The organism is Elusimicrobiota bacterium (assembly GCA_016182905.1).
Classification (GTDB): domain Bacteria; phylum Elusimicrobiota; class Elusimicrobia; order UBA1565; family UBA9628; genus GWA2-66-18.
On sequence record JACPFR010000037.1, the window covers coordinates 34,597 to 51,238 of the forward strand.

The following is a 16,642-nucleotide window of genomic DNA, read 5'->3' on the forward strand; positions in this document are numbered from 1 at the left end:
ATGAGCGCGCAGACGCCGGAGGCCGACCTTTCGATGACGACGCAGCGACGGACGAGGGCCAGAACAATCACGGCCCCGACGGGCTGGTACAAGGACGCCGTCATCTACGAGCTGCACGTCCGCGCGTTCTTCGACGGCAACGGGGACGGGAAGGGCGACTTCGCGGGCCTGACCCAGAAGCTGGACTACCTCCAGGACCTCGGCGTGACCGCGATCTGGCTCCTGCCCTTCTATCCGTCCCCCCTCCGCGACGACGGCTACGACATCTCGGACTTCTTCGGCGTGCATCCCGACTACGGGACCTTGGAGGACTTCAAGGAGTTCCTCCGCGAGGCGCACCGCCGGGGCCTGAAGGTCATCACCGAGCTGGTCCTCAACCACACCTCCGACCAGCACGAGTTGTTCCAGAAGGCGCGCCGGGCACCGGTGGGAAGCCTCGAGCGGGAGTCCTACGTCTGGAGCGACGACCCCCAGAAATACCGGGACGCCCGGATCATCTTCTCGGACTTCGAGACCTCGAACTGGAACTGGGACCCGGTGGCCAAGGCCTACTACTGGCACCGGTTCTACTCTCATCAGCCCGACCTCAATTTCGACAACCCCGGCGTGCGCGCGCACGTCTTCAAGGCCCTGGACTTCTGGCTGGGCCTCGGCGTGGACGGCCTGAGGCTCGACGCCGTCCCCTATCTCTTCGAGCGCGAGGGAACCACCTGCGAGAACCTGCCGGCGACGCACTCTTTCCTGAAGGAACTGCGGCGGCACGTCGACCGGAAATACAAGGACCGCATGCTCCTGGCCGAGGCCAATCAATGGCCGGAGGACGCGGCCGCCTATTTCGGCGAAGGCGACGAATGCCACATGGCCTTCCACTTCCCCATCATGCCCCGCTTGTTCATGGCCCTGCGCATGGAGGACTGCTCCCCCGTCGTGGACATCCTCGAGCAGACGCCCGACGTCGCCGACCGCGGCCAGTGGGCGCTCTTCCTGCGCAACCACGACGAGCTCACCTTGGAGATGGTGACCGACGAGGAACGGGACTACATGTATCGTTTTTACACCAAGGAATCCCGGGCGCGGATCAACCTCGGCATCCGCCGGCGGCTGGCCCCCCTTCTCGGGAACCACCGGCGGAAGATCGAGCTCCTCAACGCCCTGCTATTCAGCCTGCCGGGGACGCCGGTCCTGTACTACGGGGACGAGATCGGCATGGGCGACAACATCCACCTCGGCGACCGCAACGGCGTGCGCACGCCCATGCAGTGGAACGCCGACCGCAACGCCGGGTTCTCCCGCGCCAACCCGCAATCCCTCTACCTGCCCATCGGCATCGACCCCGAGTACCATTACGAGGCCGTGAACGTCGACATCCAGCAGAACAACACCCATTCGCTGTTCTGGTGGACGAAGCGCCTCATCGACCTGCGCAAGCGCTACAAGGCCTTCGGCCGCGGGTCGATGTCGTTCGTCGGCTGCGAGAACCGGAAGATCTTCGCCTTCGTCCGGTCCCACGACGAGGAGCTCATCCTCGTCGTGGCCAACCTCTCCCGCTTCGTCGAGCTCGCCGAGCTCGACCTGTCGAGGTTCAAGGGCTTGAGCCTCGTCGAGATGTTCGGCCGCTTCGAGTTCCCGCCGGTGAAGGACGAGCCTTACCGGCTCACCTTGGGCCCTCATTCCTTCTATTGGTTCAGGATCAGGAAGCCCACCGTCCCGGGAGTCGACGGCGCCGCGGCGCCCTCGGCGCCGGCGCTGCGCTGCTCGGAATCGTGGACGGAGGTCTTCTCGGAGAGGGCGGCCCCCGATCTCCGGGAGGCCCTGGCGACCCATCTCCGCGTCCGGCACTGGTTCGAGGGAAAATCCCATCAGCTGCGGTCGGTCCGCCTCGTCGAGGAGACGGTCTTGGGCGCCGGGGATAAATCCGGCGCCCGCGTCTGCCTCATCGAGGCGGAATTCCTCGATGCGCCGTCCGAGACCTACGTGCTGCCCCTCGCCTTCGCCGACGGCGAGAAGGCCGAGAAGATCCGGCAGGAGCAGCCTTTCTCCGTCGTGGCCCTGATCCGCGGAAAGGGCGCGGGGCGAGGCGCCGAGGGCGTCCTCTTCGACGCGATGTACGATCCGGCCTTCTGCGGGGCCCTGCTGACGGGGATCCGGGAGGGGCGGCGTCTCAAGGGACGCCACGGAGAGATCGCCCTGAGCGCCTTGCCGTCGCTCGAAGCCGTGATCGGCGATCAGGCCCAGCCCGAGGCCTCCCTGGCCAAGACCATCCAGCGGAACACCTCGATCCGTTTCGGCGACCGCCTGATCCTCAAGCTGTACCGCCGGCACTACGAAGGGCAGAATCCCGACGCGGAGATCGGGCGGTATCTCGAGAAGAGGGGCTTCCACTCCTCGCCGGCGCTCGCCGGCGAGATCACCTACCGCCCGCGCCGGGGGGAGCCGAGCCTGCTCGCGGTCCTCCATTGCTTCGTCCCGAACCGGGGGGACGCCTGGCAGTACATCCTCGACTCCCTGCGCCGCTATTTCGACGACATCCCCGCGACGGCCGAGCTTCCCAAAGAAACGGCGACTCCTCCCGCCCAGCCTTTCGGACCGGCCGACGCGGCGCCGACGCCCCTCGCGCTCGAGCGCCTCGGCGATTCCCTGGAGACCGCCAAGCTGCTCGGCCTGCGCACCGCGGAGCTCCATCTGGCGTTGTCCGACTCGCCGGCGGAGCCGGGATTCTCCCCCGAGGACTTCTCCGAGCTGTACCAGAGGTCGCTGTACCAGTCGCTGCGCAACCGGGCCAACGAGTCCCTTTACCTGCTGCGCAAGAAGCTCAAGGAGGTCCCCGAGGCGCATCGCCATTTGGCGGAATCGATCCTCGGCCGGAGCGAGGAGGTCCAGAAGCGCCTGCACGCGCTCATCGGCAGGAGGCTTTCCGGCCGGAGGATCCGCTGCCACGGCGACTACCATCTCAAGCAGCTGCTCTACACGGGCAGCGATTTCCAGATCTTCGACTTCGAAGGACCGCCGTCGCAGTCGCTGCAGGAACGCCGCATCAAACGGTCTCCGCTGCGCGACGTGGCCGGCATGCTCCGCTCCTTCGACTACGCGGTCTACACGATCCTGCTGGGCCGGGTCGGCGTCATCCGCGCCGAAGACGCGGCCCGCCTCGAGCCTTGGGCGCGGTTCTGGAGCCGCTGGGTCTCGGCCGCGTTCCTGAACTCCTACCTCGCGAAAATGGGCGACAGCAAGGTCCTCCCCAAGAGCCGCGAGGAGACGAACCTGATCCTCGAGGCGATGATGATCAACAGGGCCCTCGGCGAGATCCAGCACGAGCTGGAGACCCAGCCGCAATGGGCGATCATCCCGCTCAAAGGGCTCGACCAGCTGCTCGGCCCGGGCTAGGAGCGGGAGGCGGCGTACATGCCGGCGAGGACGAGCGCGCCGCCGGCCATGCTCCACCGCGTGAGCGGGTCGCCCTGCAGGCCCACGCCGAGCAGGACGCCGACGACAGGCTGCAGGAAGATGAAGTTGGCCACCCTCGACGCCTCGACCTTCTTCAGCGCGACGTTCCACAGGATGACGGCGAGGAAGCCGCCGGCGACGGCGAGATAGCTCATCGCGAGCCAGGCGGCGGGCGGGACCGCCGCCCAGGCCGAAGGGGTCGCCCCCGGCGCCGCCCACAAGGCCACGCCGGCGAAGCCGATGATCGACGTGACCGCCGTGAAATCGAGCGGGTCCACGCGCTTGAGCGCGGACTTGCCCAGCACGCTGTACAGCGCCCAGCAGGAGCCGTGCGTCGCCAGGATCAGGTCTCCCTTGAGACGGTCCGTGAAGACTCCGGACAGGCTCGGAAACCCCTGGAAGGCGATGAACATCGCCCCGGTCACGCCCAGGACGAGGGAGAGGACCTTCAGCCCCGTCAGGGCCTCGCCCAGGAAGAGGGCGGAGAGCAGGACGATGGTGACCGGCTCGATGCCCACGAGCAAGGACGCGTTCGTGGCCGAGGAGAGCTTCACCCCGTAGGTGCCCAGCGCCAGCGGCAGGGCATAGCCGAACAGCCCGACGGCGGCGATGCGCGCCCAGTCCCCGCGGGTCGCGCGCGCCAGGCGCCCGCGGCCCCGCCAGACGAACGGGACGAACAAGGCCGCGCACAGCGCCATGCGCAGGAGCATCAGGTCCTTCTCGGGGAAGCCCGCGAGGGCCGCGGTCGTCACCGCGTAGGTCGAGCCGCCGAGGATGTTGGAGACCGCGATCAGGAAATAAGGCACCCCGGCGCTATCGGGCGAGGACGGTGGCGACGGCGTGGCAGGCGATGGCCTCGCCGCGGCCGATCGCGTCGAGGCCTTCGTTGCTCTTGGCCTTCAGGCTCACGCGCGACTCGGGCAGACGGAACAGCGCGGCGAGCGAGGCCTTGAGCTTCTCGTAGTGCGGCTTGAGCTTGGGCTCCTCGGCGATGAGGGTCGCGTCGAGGTGAATCAGCTCGCCGCCGCAGGCGGCGAGCTTTCCCAAGGTGTTGGCCACGATGTCCTTCGAGGCCAGCCCCTTGAACTTGGGGTCGGTGGGCGGGAAGGCGATGCCGATCTCCCCGAGCCCGAGCGCCCCGAGCACCGCGTCGCAGGACGCGTGCAGGACCGCGTCCCCGTCGGAGTGGCCGAGCAAACCCTTGTCATGCTGCAGCTTGATCCCCGCGAGCCACAGCTCGCGTCCCTCGACGAGCTTGTGTATGTCGTAGCCGAATCCCGTCCGGCTCTCGCGGCGCCCGCCCGCGCGGGCCTCGATGATCGCGCCCGCCATCGTGATGTCCTCCGGGGTGGTGATCTTGAAGTTCTCGTAGGTCGACTCGACCACCGCGACCTTGTGGCCGCAGCGCTCGACGAGCTGGGATTCGTCGGTGGCGTCCGCGTCGCCCGCGAACTTCTCCAGGGCTTCCTTCAGGATCGAATAGCGGTAGGTCTGGGGCGTCTGCGCGGCCCAGAAACGCGAGCGGTCGGGCGTCTCGGAAACGATCATCTCGCTTCGCTCGACGATTTTCAACGTGTCCTTGACCGGAACGGCGGCGACGGCCGCCCCGGACTTGGCGGCCTCGGCGAAGGTCGCGCGCACGACCTCCGGAGTGATCATGGAACGAGCGCCGTCGTGCACGGCGACGACTTCGACGCCGGGAGGCAACGCCGCGAAGCCGTTGCGCACCGAGCCCATGCGCGTCGGGCCCGCCAGGACGACCTTCACCTTGCCGCCGGCGAGGCGCGTTCCGTGCTCCCTGAACGAGTCCTCGCCGAGGACGAGCACGACGCTCTCGACCTCGTCCATGCCCGCGAAGCATTCGAGCGAGAGCTCCGCGACCGTGGAGCCCGCCAGCGGCAGGAACTGCTTCGGGCGCCCCATGCGGGAGCCCGACCCGCCCGAGACGATGATCGCGGCGGCGCGCATCACGCCGCCTGGCGCTCCGGGCGGGCTTCCGGGCGGGCCTTCGCGAAGATCATGCGGCCGTTGGAGGTCTGATGGATCGAGGTCACCGTCGCCTCGAGGCGCTTGCCGACGGAGCGGCGGCCGTCCTCGACGACCACCATCGTGCCGTCGTCCAGGAAGCCGACGCCCTGCTCGCGCTCCTTGCCGTCCTTCATGACGAACACGCTCATCGTCTCGCCGGGCAGGACCACCGTTTTAAGGGCGGAGGACAAGTCGTTCACGTTCAGGACGGTCACGCCCTCGAGGGTCGCCACCTTGTTGACGTTGAAGTCGGTGGTGACGATCCGGGCGCCCATCTCCCGGGCGAGCTTGACCACCTTGCCCTCGATCTCGGCGATCTCGGGGACGTCCTTGTCGAGGATGCGCACGGGCACGACGTGGCCTTCCTGCAGGCGCGCGAGGATGTCGAGGCCGCGGCGGCCGCGGGCGCGCTTCATCGGGTCCTCGGCGTCGGCGAGGCGGTGGAGCTCGGTCAGCACGAACCGGGGGACGACCAAAGTCCCCGACAGGAAATGGGTCTCCACGACCTCGGCGACGCGGCCGTCGATGATCGCGTTGCAGTCGAGGATCTTCAGGTCGGAGCCGCGCTTCTTGCCCATCTTGAGCAGGTCCTTGTCGAGGTCGTCGAGCTCGGGCGCCTTGCGCAGCGCGATCACGAAGCCGAGGACGCCGAACCCGAAGAACCGCAGCAGGGAGTACTTGTCCCAGACCTTGTAGATCTCCTCATTGCCCATCTGGAACACCGAGTAGTCCACGAGGCGCGAGGTGATGATGCCGACCGCGATGCCGAGCACGCCGGTGATCAAGGTCAGGAGGTTGAGCTCGGCGACCATGTACTCGATGCCGACGATGAACAGGCCGACCGCGAAGCCGATGCCGAGGCCGGCCGGGGTCGGGGCGATCTTTCCGAAATAGACGATGGCGGGACAGATGAGGATGACGGCGAGACGGAATATCACGGTATACATGGGATGCCCCCGACGGAGGTTATAACGGGATGAACGGGCCTATTCTACGAAATCGGGAGCCGCTACTCGACGCCGAAAGCGGCTTCCGCCGCCTCGCGCAGGTCCGCGACCCCCGTCACCGTCAGGCCGAGGGTCTTGGGCAGGTCTTTGGCGGCTCTCGAGGGAACCAGCGCTCGCTTAAAACCCGCCTTCGCCGCCTCGCGCAGGCGCAGCTCGAGCTGCGGGACGCGGGCGACCTCGCCGAGGAGGCTGACCTCGCCGAGCAGGACCAGGTCGGAGGGGACCGACTTGTCGCGCCACGAGCCGGCGACCGCCATGCACGCGGCGAGGTCGAGGGCGGGGTCCTTCAGGCGCAGGCCGCCGGCGAGGCTGACGAAGCAGTCCCGGTCCTCCAGGCGCAGGCCGATGTGCCGCTCCATCGCCGCGAGCAGGACGAGGACGCGGTTGAGGTCGAGGCCGGTGGACATGCGGCGGGGCAAAGGGTATCGGGTCGGAACGACCAGAGACTGCACCTCGACGAGGACCGGGCGGGAGCCTTCCAGCGCGACGGAAACGGAGCGGCCCGGAGCGGCGGCGCGGCCGAGCTCCGCGGCGAAGAAGGCGGTGGCGTCTTTGACTTCCTTGAGACCGGCCTCCCCCATCTCGAACAAGCCGAGCTCGTCGGTAGGGCCGAAGCGGTTCTTCTGGGCGCGCAGGACGCGGAGCACGTCGTGATTGTCCGTGTCGAAATACAGCACGGTGTCGACGAGGTGCTCGAGGACCTTGGGGCCGGCGAGCGAGCCGTCCTTGGTCACGTGGCCGAGCAGGAAGACGACGGTGTCCTTCGCCTTGGCGGCGCGCACGAGCTCGGCGGCGCACTCGCGCACCTGGCCGACGGAGCCCGGGCTCGAGGCGAGCTGCGGGTGGGTCACGGTCTGGATGGAGTCGAGGACCATCGCCCACGGCTTGACCTGCTCCATGGCGGCGAGTATTTTGGACAGCGAGGACTCGGAGACGAGGTACAGCTGCTCGGAGGACAGGCCGAGGCGCTTGGCGCGGCTGGAGACCTGGCGCAGGCTCTCCTCGCCGGAGGCGTACAGGAACGGCCCCTTCTCGGCGAGCCTGGCCGCGGCCTGGAGCATGAGGGTGGACTTGCCGATGCCGGGAGGGCCGGCGAGCAGGATGACCTGTCCGGGGACGATGCCGCCGCCGAACAGGCGGTCGAGCTCGGCCATGCCGACGGGCGTGCGCTTTTCCGGCGTCTCGGCGGCGTCCTTGAGCGCGGTGACGGCGGACGAGAAGGCGGTCAACTGGCCGGGGCCGCCGGAGCCGGAGGCCCCGGACGCGGCGAGGGTCTCGGCCAAAGCGCCGGGCCGGGCCTCGACGACCTCCTCGGCCATCGAGTTCCACTCCGAGCAGCCGGGGCACTGGCCCATGGGCTTGCTCGCGGAGTGCCCGCAGGCTTGGCAGCGATAGACGGTTTTCAGTCTGGCCATGGCCGGAGTATAGCTGATTTTCCGATTTCGAACAAGTGTTCGATTGTCGGTTTTTTTAGACCTCCTCCCTCTAATACGATCGGGACCCCGGAAAAGTTCCCTAGCGGATCAGGACCGCGAGCGCGTATAGGTCGCCGCGGCGGTCGAGATGCCAGTCGAGGATCTCGGAGCCCTCGAGCAAGGCCCCCTCCTTTCCCTCGAGCAGGCTCGCCCGCGCGCGGTCGGCGGCCGCGGAGGCGCGCAGGCCGGGGTTGTCCACGCCGCGCACGAGGCCGACGCCGAACACGTAGGTCCTGCCCGCGTGCTCCTCGGCCCAGAAGACCTTGTCCTCCGGCGCGCGGATCTTTTTCGCCCAGCCGGGCTTTCTCCAACTCGGGGACGCCGGCGGGACCCGCGGCCGGCTCAGGCGCTCGGCGACCCTGCCCGCCTTCGCCTCCCACGCGCGCGCGGGCGAGGTCGCGCACGTCAGGACGAGAGCGACGGCCAAGGGCGCGAACCGCATGCGACTCTTATAACAGACGCCCGGCGCGCCGTCCATCGCGGCCGCGCGACGATTTTGCGATGCAACTTTTCCGGGGGCTCGATCGTCTGCTATAGACGGTAAAAACTGTTGTTGACAACAGTTTTTGGAGGTGAAATCGTGAATCATGTGGATATCTCTCGTCTCTCCGCCGAGGAATTGTGGACGCGCCTCCTCGAGCTTGCCAAGATCGAGCGCGGCGCGACTTGCGACCTCGTCGAAACTTTGGCGGAGACCGATCGGCGCGGACTCTACAAAGACCATTCGTACGTTTCTCTGTTCGAGTGCTGCGTGCACAAACTCGGCTTCTCCGAAGCGGCGGCGTACCGCCGTATCCGCGCCGCCCGATCCCTCAAGCTGTTCCCGCCGATCGGGCCTCTGCTTCGCCAAGGACGTCTCACCCTCGAATCGATCGCCTTGCTGCATCCCTTCTTGAAGGAGCCCGACGCGGCCGCTCTCGTCAGCGCCGCGGCGGGAAAACGCGTCTGGGAGGTCGAGCGCCTGGTCGCCTCTCGGCGCACGGAAGAGCCGCGGCGCGACGTCGTGCGTTTCATCGCGCCGTCCTCGGCTGCGCCGGCGACGGTCCCAGCTCCCCGGGAATCTTCCCTGTTCGAACTTCCCGCCGCCGCATCGGCACCGACGCCGCCCGCGACCGAAGACTCTCCGATCGAACCGCCGGCCGCGGCGTCGACGCCGCCCGGCGAAGGTTGCCCGTCGATCGCCGCGCCGACCGCGGGATCGCCGGCGCCGGCCCCTCCGTCTCCGGCCCCTCCGCCTCCGACCTCACCGCCTCCGGCCTATCCGTCTCCGGCCCTTCCACCTCCGACGCCCGCGCCGGCGCCGCCCCACGCCGTCCGCATCGCCTTCACCGCCGACGAAAGCTTCTTCCGGCTCATGACGGAAGCCCAAGCCGCGATGCGGCACAAGTATCCGAACGGGAGGCTCGACGGGGTGTTCCGCGACGCGTTGGAGGCTTTGCTGCGGAAGAAAAGGCCCTGGGCCTTCCCGCGGCGCGCGGCAAAGTGACGGGCGCGGCGAGGGTCCGGCTGCTTCTTCGACCGGCCCTTGCTGCCGGCGGCGCCGAAGGAGACCATGCCGAACAGGTAGGCGATGTCGGTGTCCTCGAACATGATGTTGATCCAGCTCTGGTAGCGCGGGACCTCGGCGATGTCCTCGACGCGGCCGCCGAGGCTGACGTGCTTCTGGACCCTGATCTGCGCGCCCAGGTCGTAGGCGGGCTTGGAGAAGCGCCGCCCCTCGATGATGCGGTTGCGGCCGAAGTCGTGGCCCTGGGCCGCGACGGAGAGGCGGCCGAGGATCGGGTCCTTGTGGAAGGGCGTAAGGGTCACGCGCGCGCCGCCGCCGGAGCGGATCACGCCGAAGCCCACGTCCCACCAGCCGTTCTCGAAGCCGATCAGGCCGTCGATCTGGTTCGGACGGGCGTAATCCGTCTTCGAGCCGCGCTTCTCGTCGTTGATGTTGGCCAGGTTCGAGCCGCCGACGTAGTAGTAGCGGCCGTCGCGCGGCGAGATCTTGAGGCCGAGGTCCACGCGCGAGGTGCGCACCGCGTGCTCGTAGCGCCAGTCGTAGTTCCAGAACACCCGGAACTGCGTGATGCGCCCGAACACGTCCTTCGCGGTGCCGGCGGCTTCCTTCACGCTGGCCACCGTCTCCTTCACGTCGTCCTTGATCTTCTGGTCGTTGAGCAGGGCGCCGATGGTGCCGGAGCTGGTGTTGAGGCTGGCCATCATCGTGTTCGACTTCGCGAGCAGGGCGTCGAGCTTCTCGGTGATGTCGTCGGTGCGGCCCATCGCCCGCTCGAGCTTGGGCTTCGTCGTCTCGATGAGGTCATTGAGGTTGGCCGTCATCTCGCGGACGTTGGCCACGGTCTCGGTCAGGTTGTCGGCCAGGGTGCCGCGGGGGCCTTCCTTGGTCATGCTGTCGAGGAGCTTCTCGACCTTGGCGAGCGCCTTGGTCAGGGACTTCTCGATGGAGACGGGGTCCTCGCCGCGGACGGTCGAGTTGGCCGGGATGACGCCCTTGGCGCGGGAGCCCTGATCCACCTGCAGGTACTTGGAGCCGATGATGCCGGTGGAGCCGATCTGGAACACGGCGTCGTTGTAGATGTCGACGCCCTTACGGACGGACATGACGACGCGCGCGCCGCCGTCGACGAGCTCGATCGAGCGGACCTGGCCGACCTCGACGCCGGAGAGCTTGACCGGGGCGTCCTTGGAGAGGTTGGCGACGTCGGAGAACTGGCCGTAGAGCGTGTAGCGCTTCTCGAAGGTGACGTCGCCGAGCAGGAAAATGGCGGTGGCGAGGAGCGACAGACCTCCCAGCACGAACGCGCCGACTTTCGTTTCGAGCGTCATCAGGCTGCCTTGACGGTGTGCGCGTTGGACGCGCCTTCCGCCTCGAACTCCTTGAGCTTCATCTTGATCGGGCCTTCACTCTTGCCGTCCACGAACTGACGAACGTAGGGGTTATCGCTGATCCGGATGATCTCCGGGTGCGCGACCTGAAGCACCTTCCCCTCGTGGAACATCGCGATGCGGCTGGCGACCTTGTATGCCGCCTTCATGTCGTGCGTGACGGCGATGGCGGTCACCTTCAGCTGCTTCTGAAGGTCCAGGATCAGGTCGGCGATGACGTCCGTCATGATCGGATCCAGGCCCGTCGTGGGCTCATCATACAAAATGTACGACGGCTGGGCGGCGATGGCACGGGCGAGCGCCACGCGCTTCTTCATGCCGCCGGAGAGCTCCGACGGCTTGAAGTCCTCGACGTCCTTGAGGCCCACGAGCGCGAGGCAGTCCGAGGCGATCTTCCGGTACTTGCCGGGCTCGATGTCGGTCAGGTAGCGCAGGCCGAAGGTGATGTTCTCCCAGACCGTCAGCGAGTCGAACAGGGCGCCTTCCTGGAACAGGTAGCCGAACTTGCGGCGGTAGTCGGCGATCTCGCGCTCGGTCTTGAGGTCGGCCACGTTGACGCCGTCGACGACGATCTTCCCCTCGTCGGGGTGGTGCAGGCCGATGACGCACTTGAGGAAGGTGGACTTGCCGCAGCCGGAGCCGCCGATGATGACGAGCGTCTCGCCGGTCTCGACCTTCATGTCGATCCCCCGCAGGATGGTGCGGGGTCCGAAGCGCTTGACGACTCCGAAGGCGTCGATCATGGTCGCGTCCCACGGCGATCGATGCGACCATTTCCTCGCTTATGCTCGGTCATGTGATTCCAAAAGCGTTGAGGACCGCGGTGGCGAAGTAGTCGAGGACGAGGATGAGGACCATGCTGATGACGACGGCCGCGGTCGTGGCATTGCCCACGCCCTCGGCGCCGCCCCGGGTGGTGACGCCCTTGAAGCAGGAGACCAGGGAGACGACCGCCGCGAACACGAAGGTCTTGAGGAACCCGTGCACGAAATGGCGGATCTCCATCTGGTCGACGATGTCGTGCCAGTACACCGTCGCGGGGATCTGGTACTTCGCGTGCGCCACGAGGTAGCCGCCGAAGATGCCGGTGAAGTCGGAGGCGACGGTGAGCAGCGGGAGGACGCACATGAAGGCGATGAAGCGCGGGATGACGAGATAGCGGATGGGGTCGGTGCCGAGGGTGTACAGCGCGTCGATCTGCTCGGTGACCTTCATCGTGCCGAGCTCGGCGGCGATCGCCGCGCCCGCCCGGCCGGCGACGACGATGGCGGTCATCACGGGAGCCAGCTCCATGACCAGCGAGAAGGAGACGACCGTGCCGACGAACAAAGGCTCGTTGAAGAAGTGCTTCGACGAGGCGCCGGTCTGAAGCGCCAGCACCATGCCGGTGAAGAAGGCGGTCATCGCGGTGACGGGAAGGGAGTCGACGCCGACGCGCACCATCTGGATCAAAGTCTGGCGCCACTCGATCCGATAGGTCGTCATCCAGCCGATCGTCGAGCGGACCAGGAAGGAGAACTGGCCGGTCTCCTCCGCGCTCTCGAGGATGAACTTGCCGAAGCCGCCGACCGCGTTCGCGATCACGAGGGCGCCGCCACGCGCGGGACTCGGCTCGACAGCGAGGTGACCGTCTCGTACGGGATCGTGCCGCACAGGCGGGCGAGCTCCGACGCGGAGACCAAGCCGCCGTTCTGGCGCCCGATGAGGACGGCGTCCCCTCCGACGCGCGCGCCCGGGACGCCGGTGACGTCGATCATGGTCTGGTCCATCGTGACGCGGCCGACGACGGGGCAGCGCTTGCCTCCGACGAGGACCGCGGCCCGGTTCGACAGGGCCCGCGGATAGCCGTCGCCGTAGCCGATGGGCATGGTCGCGATGCGCGAGACGCGCTTGGCCCGCCAGGTCGCGCCGTAGCTCACGGTCGCGCCCTTCGGCGCGGTCTTGATGTACACGAGCTTGCTCTTGAGCGTCAGGACGGGAGCGAAGCCGTCGAGCAGGCCGTAGGCGGCCAGGCCCGGGCGCACGAGGTCGAAGCGGGCCTCGGGATGGCGCAGGGCCGCCGAGGAGTTCGCGGCGTGGACGAGGGGCGGGCGCAGGCCTTCGCGGGAAAGGGCCGCGACCACGCGCTTGAAGCTGCGCAGCTGGCGCGTCGTGAACGGGCGGTCGTCCTCGGCCTTGGCCATATGAGTATACAGCCCCTGCACGCGTATTCCTTTCACCTTGGCGAGGTCCCGCACGAGCGCCAGGGCCGCGTCCGGACGCAAGCCGATGCGGCCCATGCCGGTATCCACCTTCACATGAATATTAATATTGCGGCGCAGGCGCAAGGCCGCCTCGGCCACGCGCTTGGCCGATTCCAGCGAGGCGACGCTCGGGGTCAGGTCGTGCGCCGCGGCGGCGAGCACGCTCTCGAAGGGATATAGGGAGCCGAGGATCAGGATGGGGAGCTTGACCCCGGCGGAGCGCAGCGCCAGCCCCTCCTCGACCGAGGACACGCCGAGCCAGTCCGCCGCGCGGGCCTTCTGCGCGGCGAGCGCGCACAAAGTCGCGTCGTGCCCGTAGGCGTTGGCCTTCACGACGAACATGATCTTCACGCGCGGGCCCACGCGCTTGCGGAGGAGACGGAGGTTTCCGACGAGGGCGCCGAGGTCGATTTCAGCCCAGGTGGGCCGGAAGAAGCGCCGCATCAAAACTGTGTCTGTGTATCCTGGAACTCAGTGGGTTCTTCCGCCCCGTGAGCTTCGTCCACGAAGCGCGTGATATCGCGCATGAACATCACATCAACCGTTCCGGTCGGACCCTGCCGTTGCTTGGCGATGATCAGTTGAGCCTTGTTCTCAAGTGTAGGATCGTTAGGCTTGTAATAGCCTTCACGATGGATGAGTGTAACAAGGTCGGCATCTTGCTCCAGAGAGCCTGACTCACGAAGGTCAGAAAGCTTCGGCTTGTTGTCGAGGCGGGTTTTATCTTCAGATGCACGCGAGAGCTGGGACAACGCGATAACAGGAACGTTCAACTCGCGCGCAAGCTGCTTCAACCCCCGCGAGATGTCTGATACCTCTTGCTGACGATTTTCTTGGCGTCCGCCCCCTCCGCGCAAGAGTTGAAGGTAATCGAGAACGATCATACCAAGCTCCTTCTTTTCTTGTCGCAGACGAGAAGTTAATTGTCGCGCCAACGCTCGGACAGTGAAAACCGTCATGCCAGGATTGTCGTTGATGTAGAGAGGCGCATCCGCAAAACGGGCAGCAGCACTGGTCAAATCCTGCCAACGATCTCGTTTAAAGTAGCCTGTACGAATATCTTTAAGGTTGATGCCAGCTTCAGCGGCAATGAATCGTTGCATAATCGCATGACGGTTCATCTCGAGCGAGAAAAACAAGACTGGCAAATTTTTCTCTAGCACGGCATGTGCCACGATATTTTGCGCAAAAGCAGTCTTACCCATCGAAGGACGCGCCGCCAACAAGATGAGATCGGACTTTTGAAATCCGGTCGTCATCCTATCGAACGCTCTTAGCCCCGTCGGGACGCCAGTAACAGCTTGCTTACTATGAACGGCCTTCTCAATGATTTCGACCACTTCATGAACAATTTCCTTGGCATGGATGACACCGCTGAGGGTCTGCCGCTCACTAACTTTAAGGATTGAGGCTTGCGCCGAATCGAGAATTTTCTCAGTTTCCTTGAACTGAGTCTGACAGTCAGTAATGATGATCGTGGCAGCGCCAATGAGATCCCGCAGGATCGCCTTCTCCTTCACCAACTTGGCGTAATGCTCCAGATGGCCAGTTGTCGTAACCTTGTTAATCAACTCAGCAAGGTACATACCGCCGCCGATTGAATCTAACTTGAGGTTTCTCTTTAGTTCTTCGGAAACAGTAACGGCATCAGCAACATGATTCGCATGGATGAGGGAAAAAATCGCGCGAAAAATGTGCTTATGATGCTGAAGGTAGAAATCCGTTTCGTGAAGGAGATCCAGAGCCCGTTCGGCTGCGTCACGCTCGATGAGCATCGAGCCGAGCACAGCCATCTCAGCTTCAATAGCCTTGGGTTCTTCTCTTAGCGGATCTGGGGCCTTAAAGGCCATGAGACGTCTCCCTGACTATTCGCGCGCGGTGACGCTGACCTTGACCTTCGCGATGACCTCGGGCGCGAGCTTGAGGGACACCTCGTGCTCGCCGACGGTCTTGATCGCGGTCTCGAGGTTGATCGAGTTCTTCGGAACCTCGTAGCCCGCGGCCTTGAGGCTCTTCAGCAGGTCGGCCTTGCCGATCGAGCCGAACAGCTTGCCTTCCTCGGAGGCCGGGACCGAGAAGGAGAGGTTGACGCCGGCGAGCTTCTCCGCCAGCTCCTTGGCGACCTTGACCTCGGCGGCGACGAGGGCCGCGCGCTTCTCCTTGCCCTTCTCCCAATACTTGAGGGAGGACTCGGTGGCCAGCTCCGCGAGCTTGCGCGGGAGCAGGTAGTTGCGGGCGTAGCCTGTCTTGACGTCCTTGACGTCGCCGGGGCGGCCGAGGTTGTCGACGGTGCTGCGAAGGATGACTTTCATGACGGTGCTCCTACTTCGTGATCTTTAGCGCGAAACGTACGGCAGAAGCGCGAGGTTGCGGGCGCGCTTGATGCAGCGGGTGAGCTGGCGCTGGTGCGACGCGCAGTTGCCCGTGATCCGGGCCGACAGGATCTTGCCCGTGTCGGTCGTGAACGTGCGCAGGATCTGGATCTGCTTGAAGTCGATGTCGCGGACCTTCTCGGCGCAGAAGCGGCAGACCTTGCGGCGGACGGGATACGGAGCGCGGCGCCCTCCAGGGGCGCTGCTGCTGGGACGGCGCGCGCCCGCGGCGGCGGGGGCGGACGGGGTGGAAGCGGGAGCGGCCTCGGGGGCCGGGGCGGCGTTGGGCTCGGCGGACATCAGAACGGTACCTCCTCAATCTCTGCGCCGGCCGACGTCTCCGGCTCCGCGGCGCCGGAAGAACCGGCCGCCGAGGCTTTCTCAAGAATCTGAACGCGTCGCGCCTCGACTTCGATGCCGGAGCGCTTTTTGCCTTCCTTGTCCTGATAGTCGTAGCTGCGAAGGCGGCCCTCGACGTGCACCGGGGCTCCCTTCTTGACGGTCTTTCCGACGCGCTCTCCCGCCTCGCGCCAGATCACGCAGTTCACAAAAGTCGTGTCGTCCTTGAACTCGCCGGTCTTGTCCTTGTACCGGCGGTTGATGGCCAACGAAAAACGGCACATCGCCGTTCCGTTGGCGGTGTATTTGAGCTCGGGATCGCGAGTGAGCCGGCCCGTCAGGAGAACGGTGTTCTGCTGTTCGGGCTGGGTCGACTCCGCGGCCATTTGTTACGCCTGGACCGCGGCCGGAGCGACGGCGGGCTTGATCTTCTTGGGCTTCTTCTCGCGCATCTTGCGATCGCGGACCAAGACGGTCATTTCACGAAGGACGGTGTCGGAGACGCCGAAATTGTGAGCCATCTTCTTGAGGAGCGCGGGGGTGCCCTTGTACTTCAGGTACACATAGATGCCTTCGCGCGCCTTGCCGATGATGTGGGTCAGCTTCCGCCGGCCCCAGATCTCGTGGTTGACCAGCTCCCCGGCTTCGCCGGTGATGGTCAGCTTGGTCTTCTCGACGAACTCCGCGACTTCCGGATCGGCGAGGACCGGCTTCAGGATGAGAACGGTTTCGTAAATCTGCATGATGTCCCACAATATAGCAAAAGGCTCCCGTCGATGACAAGCTATTTTTCGAGGAGGCGCTTGACGGGAAAGCGAGGCGGTGTTACGCTTCCTATT

The 16,642-nt window shown here is 65.9% G+C and carries 15 protein-coding genes; 1 reads left to right on the forward strand and 14 read right to left on the reverse strand.

Annotation, left to right across the window (positions count from 1 at the left end; translation table 11 throughout):
* Positions 1 to 33 precede the first annotated feature (33 nt).
* Positions 34 to 3,384: a maltose alpha-D-glucosyltransferase gene (treS, locus tag HYV14_12285; GenBank protein ID MBI2386778.1), complete on the forward strand. Its 3,351-nt coding sequence runs from the start codon at positions 34 to 36 to the stop codon at positions 3,382 to 3,384.
* On the opposite strand, the gene HYV14_12290 is transcribed toward treS, so the two are convergent.
* The 14 genes from HYV14_12290 to rpsF all read right to left on the reverse strand — a co-directional run bounded on the left by HYV14_12290 (position 3,381) and on the right by rpsF (position 16,546).
* Positions 3,381 to 4,250: a DMT family transporter gene (locus tag HYV14_12290; protein ID MBI2386779.1), complete on the reverse strand. Its 870-nt coding sequence runs from the start codon at positions 4,248 to 4,250 to the stop codon at positions 3,381 to 3,383. The two genes, treS and HYV14_12290, sit on opposite strands and share 4 nt — an antisense overlap.
* A gap of 7 nt (positions 4,251 to 4,257) precedes the next feature.
* Entirely contained in the window at positions 4,258 to 5,415 is a 1,158-nt protein-coding gene (gene ispD / locus HYV14_12295) for a 2-C-methyl-D-erythritol 4-phosphate cytidylyltransferase (protein ID MBI2386780.1), read from the reverse strand.
* Positions 5,412 to 6,410: a PIN domain nuclease gene (locus HYV14_12300; GenBank protein ID MBI2386781.1), complete on the reverse strand. Its 999-nt coding sequence runs from the start codon at positions 6,408 to 6,410 to the stop codon at positions 5,412 to 5,414. The genes ispD and HYV14_12300 overlap by 4 nt, the downstream gene beginning before the upstream one ends.
* Positions 6,411 to 6,481: 71 nt before the next feature.
* Positions 6,482 to 7,894: a DNA repair protein RadA gene (radA, locus tag HYV14_12305; protein ID MBI2386782.1), complete on the reverse strand. Its 1,413-nt coding sequence runs from the start codon at positions 7,892 to 7,894 to the stop codon at positions 6,482 to 6,484.
* A 100-nt stretch (positions 7,895 to 7,994) separates the two neighbouring features.
* Positions 7,995 to 8,396 (reverse strand): hypothetical protein, encoded by a 402-nt coding sequence (locus tag HYV14_12310; protein MBI2386783.1) that lies wholly within the window; start codon positions 8,394 to 8,396, stop codon positions 7,995 to 7,997.
* An 815-nt stretch (positions 8,397 to 9,211) separates the two neighbouring features.
* On the reverse strand, positions 9,212 to 10,789 hold the full coding sequence (locus HYV14_12315) for an MCE family protein (GenBank protein ID MBI2386784.1): 1,578 nt from the start codon (positions 10,787 to 10,789) through the stop codon (positions 9,212 to 9,214).
* A complete protein-coding gene (locus HYV14_12320; protein ID MBI2386785.1) occupies positions 10,789 to 11,592 on the reverse strand; it encodes an ATP-binding cassette domain-containing protein in 804 nt (267 codons plus the stop codon). The genes HYV14_12315 and HYV14_12320 overlap by 1 nt, the downstream gene beginning before the upstream one ends.
* A 49-nt stretch (positions 11,593 to 11,641) precedes the next feature.
* Positions 11,642 to 12,433, reverse strand: a complete 792-nt coding sequence (locus tag HYV14_12325) for an ABC transporter permease (GenBank protein MBI2386786.1) — start codon at positions 12,431 to 12,433, stop codon at positions 11,642 to 11,644.
* Positions 12,430 to 13,536: an alanine racemase gene (gene alr / locus HYV14_12330; protein ID MBI2386787.1), complete on the reverse strand. Its 1,107-nt coding sequence runs from the start codon at positions 13,534 to 13,536 to the stop codon at positions 12,430 to 12,432. The genes HYV14_12325 and alr overlap by 4 nt, the downstream gene beginning before the upstream one ends.
* A complete protein-coding gene (dnaB, locus tag HYV14_12335) occupies positions 13,536 to 14,942 on the reverse strand; it encodes a replicative DNA helicase (protein MBI2386788.1) in 1,407 nt (468 codons plus the stop codon). Before dnaB ends, alr begins: the two co-directional genes overlap by 1 nt.
* A 15-nt stretch (positions 14,943 to 14,957) precedes the next feature.
* Positions 14,958 to 15,404 (reverse strand): 50S ribosomal protein L9, encoded by a 447-nt coding sequence (locus tag HYV14_12340; protein MBI2386789.1) that lies wholly within the window; start codon positions 15,402 to 15,404, stop codon positions 14,958 to 14,960.
* A 24-nt stretch (positions 15,405 to 15,428) separates the two neighbouring features.
* A complete protein-coding gene (locus HYV14_12345; GenBank protein ID MBI2386790.1) occupies positions 15,429 to 15,764 on the reverse strand; it encodes a 30S ribosomal protein S18 in 336 nt (111 codons plus the stop codon).
* Complete coding sequence (gene ssb / locus HYV14_12350) at positions 15,764 to 16,189, reverse strand: single-stranded DNA-binding protein (GenBank protein MBI2386791.1); 426 nt, start codon at positions 16,187 to 16,189, stop codon at positions 15,764 to 15,766. Before ssb ends, HYV14_12345 begins: the two co-directional genes overlap by 1 nt.
* Before the next feature lie 3 nt (positions 16,190 to 16,192).
* On the reverse strand, positions 16,193 to 16,546 hold the full coding sequence (gene rpsF, locus HYV14_12355; GenBank protein MBI2386792.1) for a 30S ribosomal protein S6: 354 nt from the start codon (positions 16,544 to 16,546) through the stop codon (positions 16,193 to 16,195).
* Between the last annotated feature and the right edge of the window lie 96 nt (positions 16,547 to 16,642).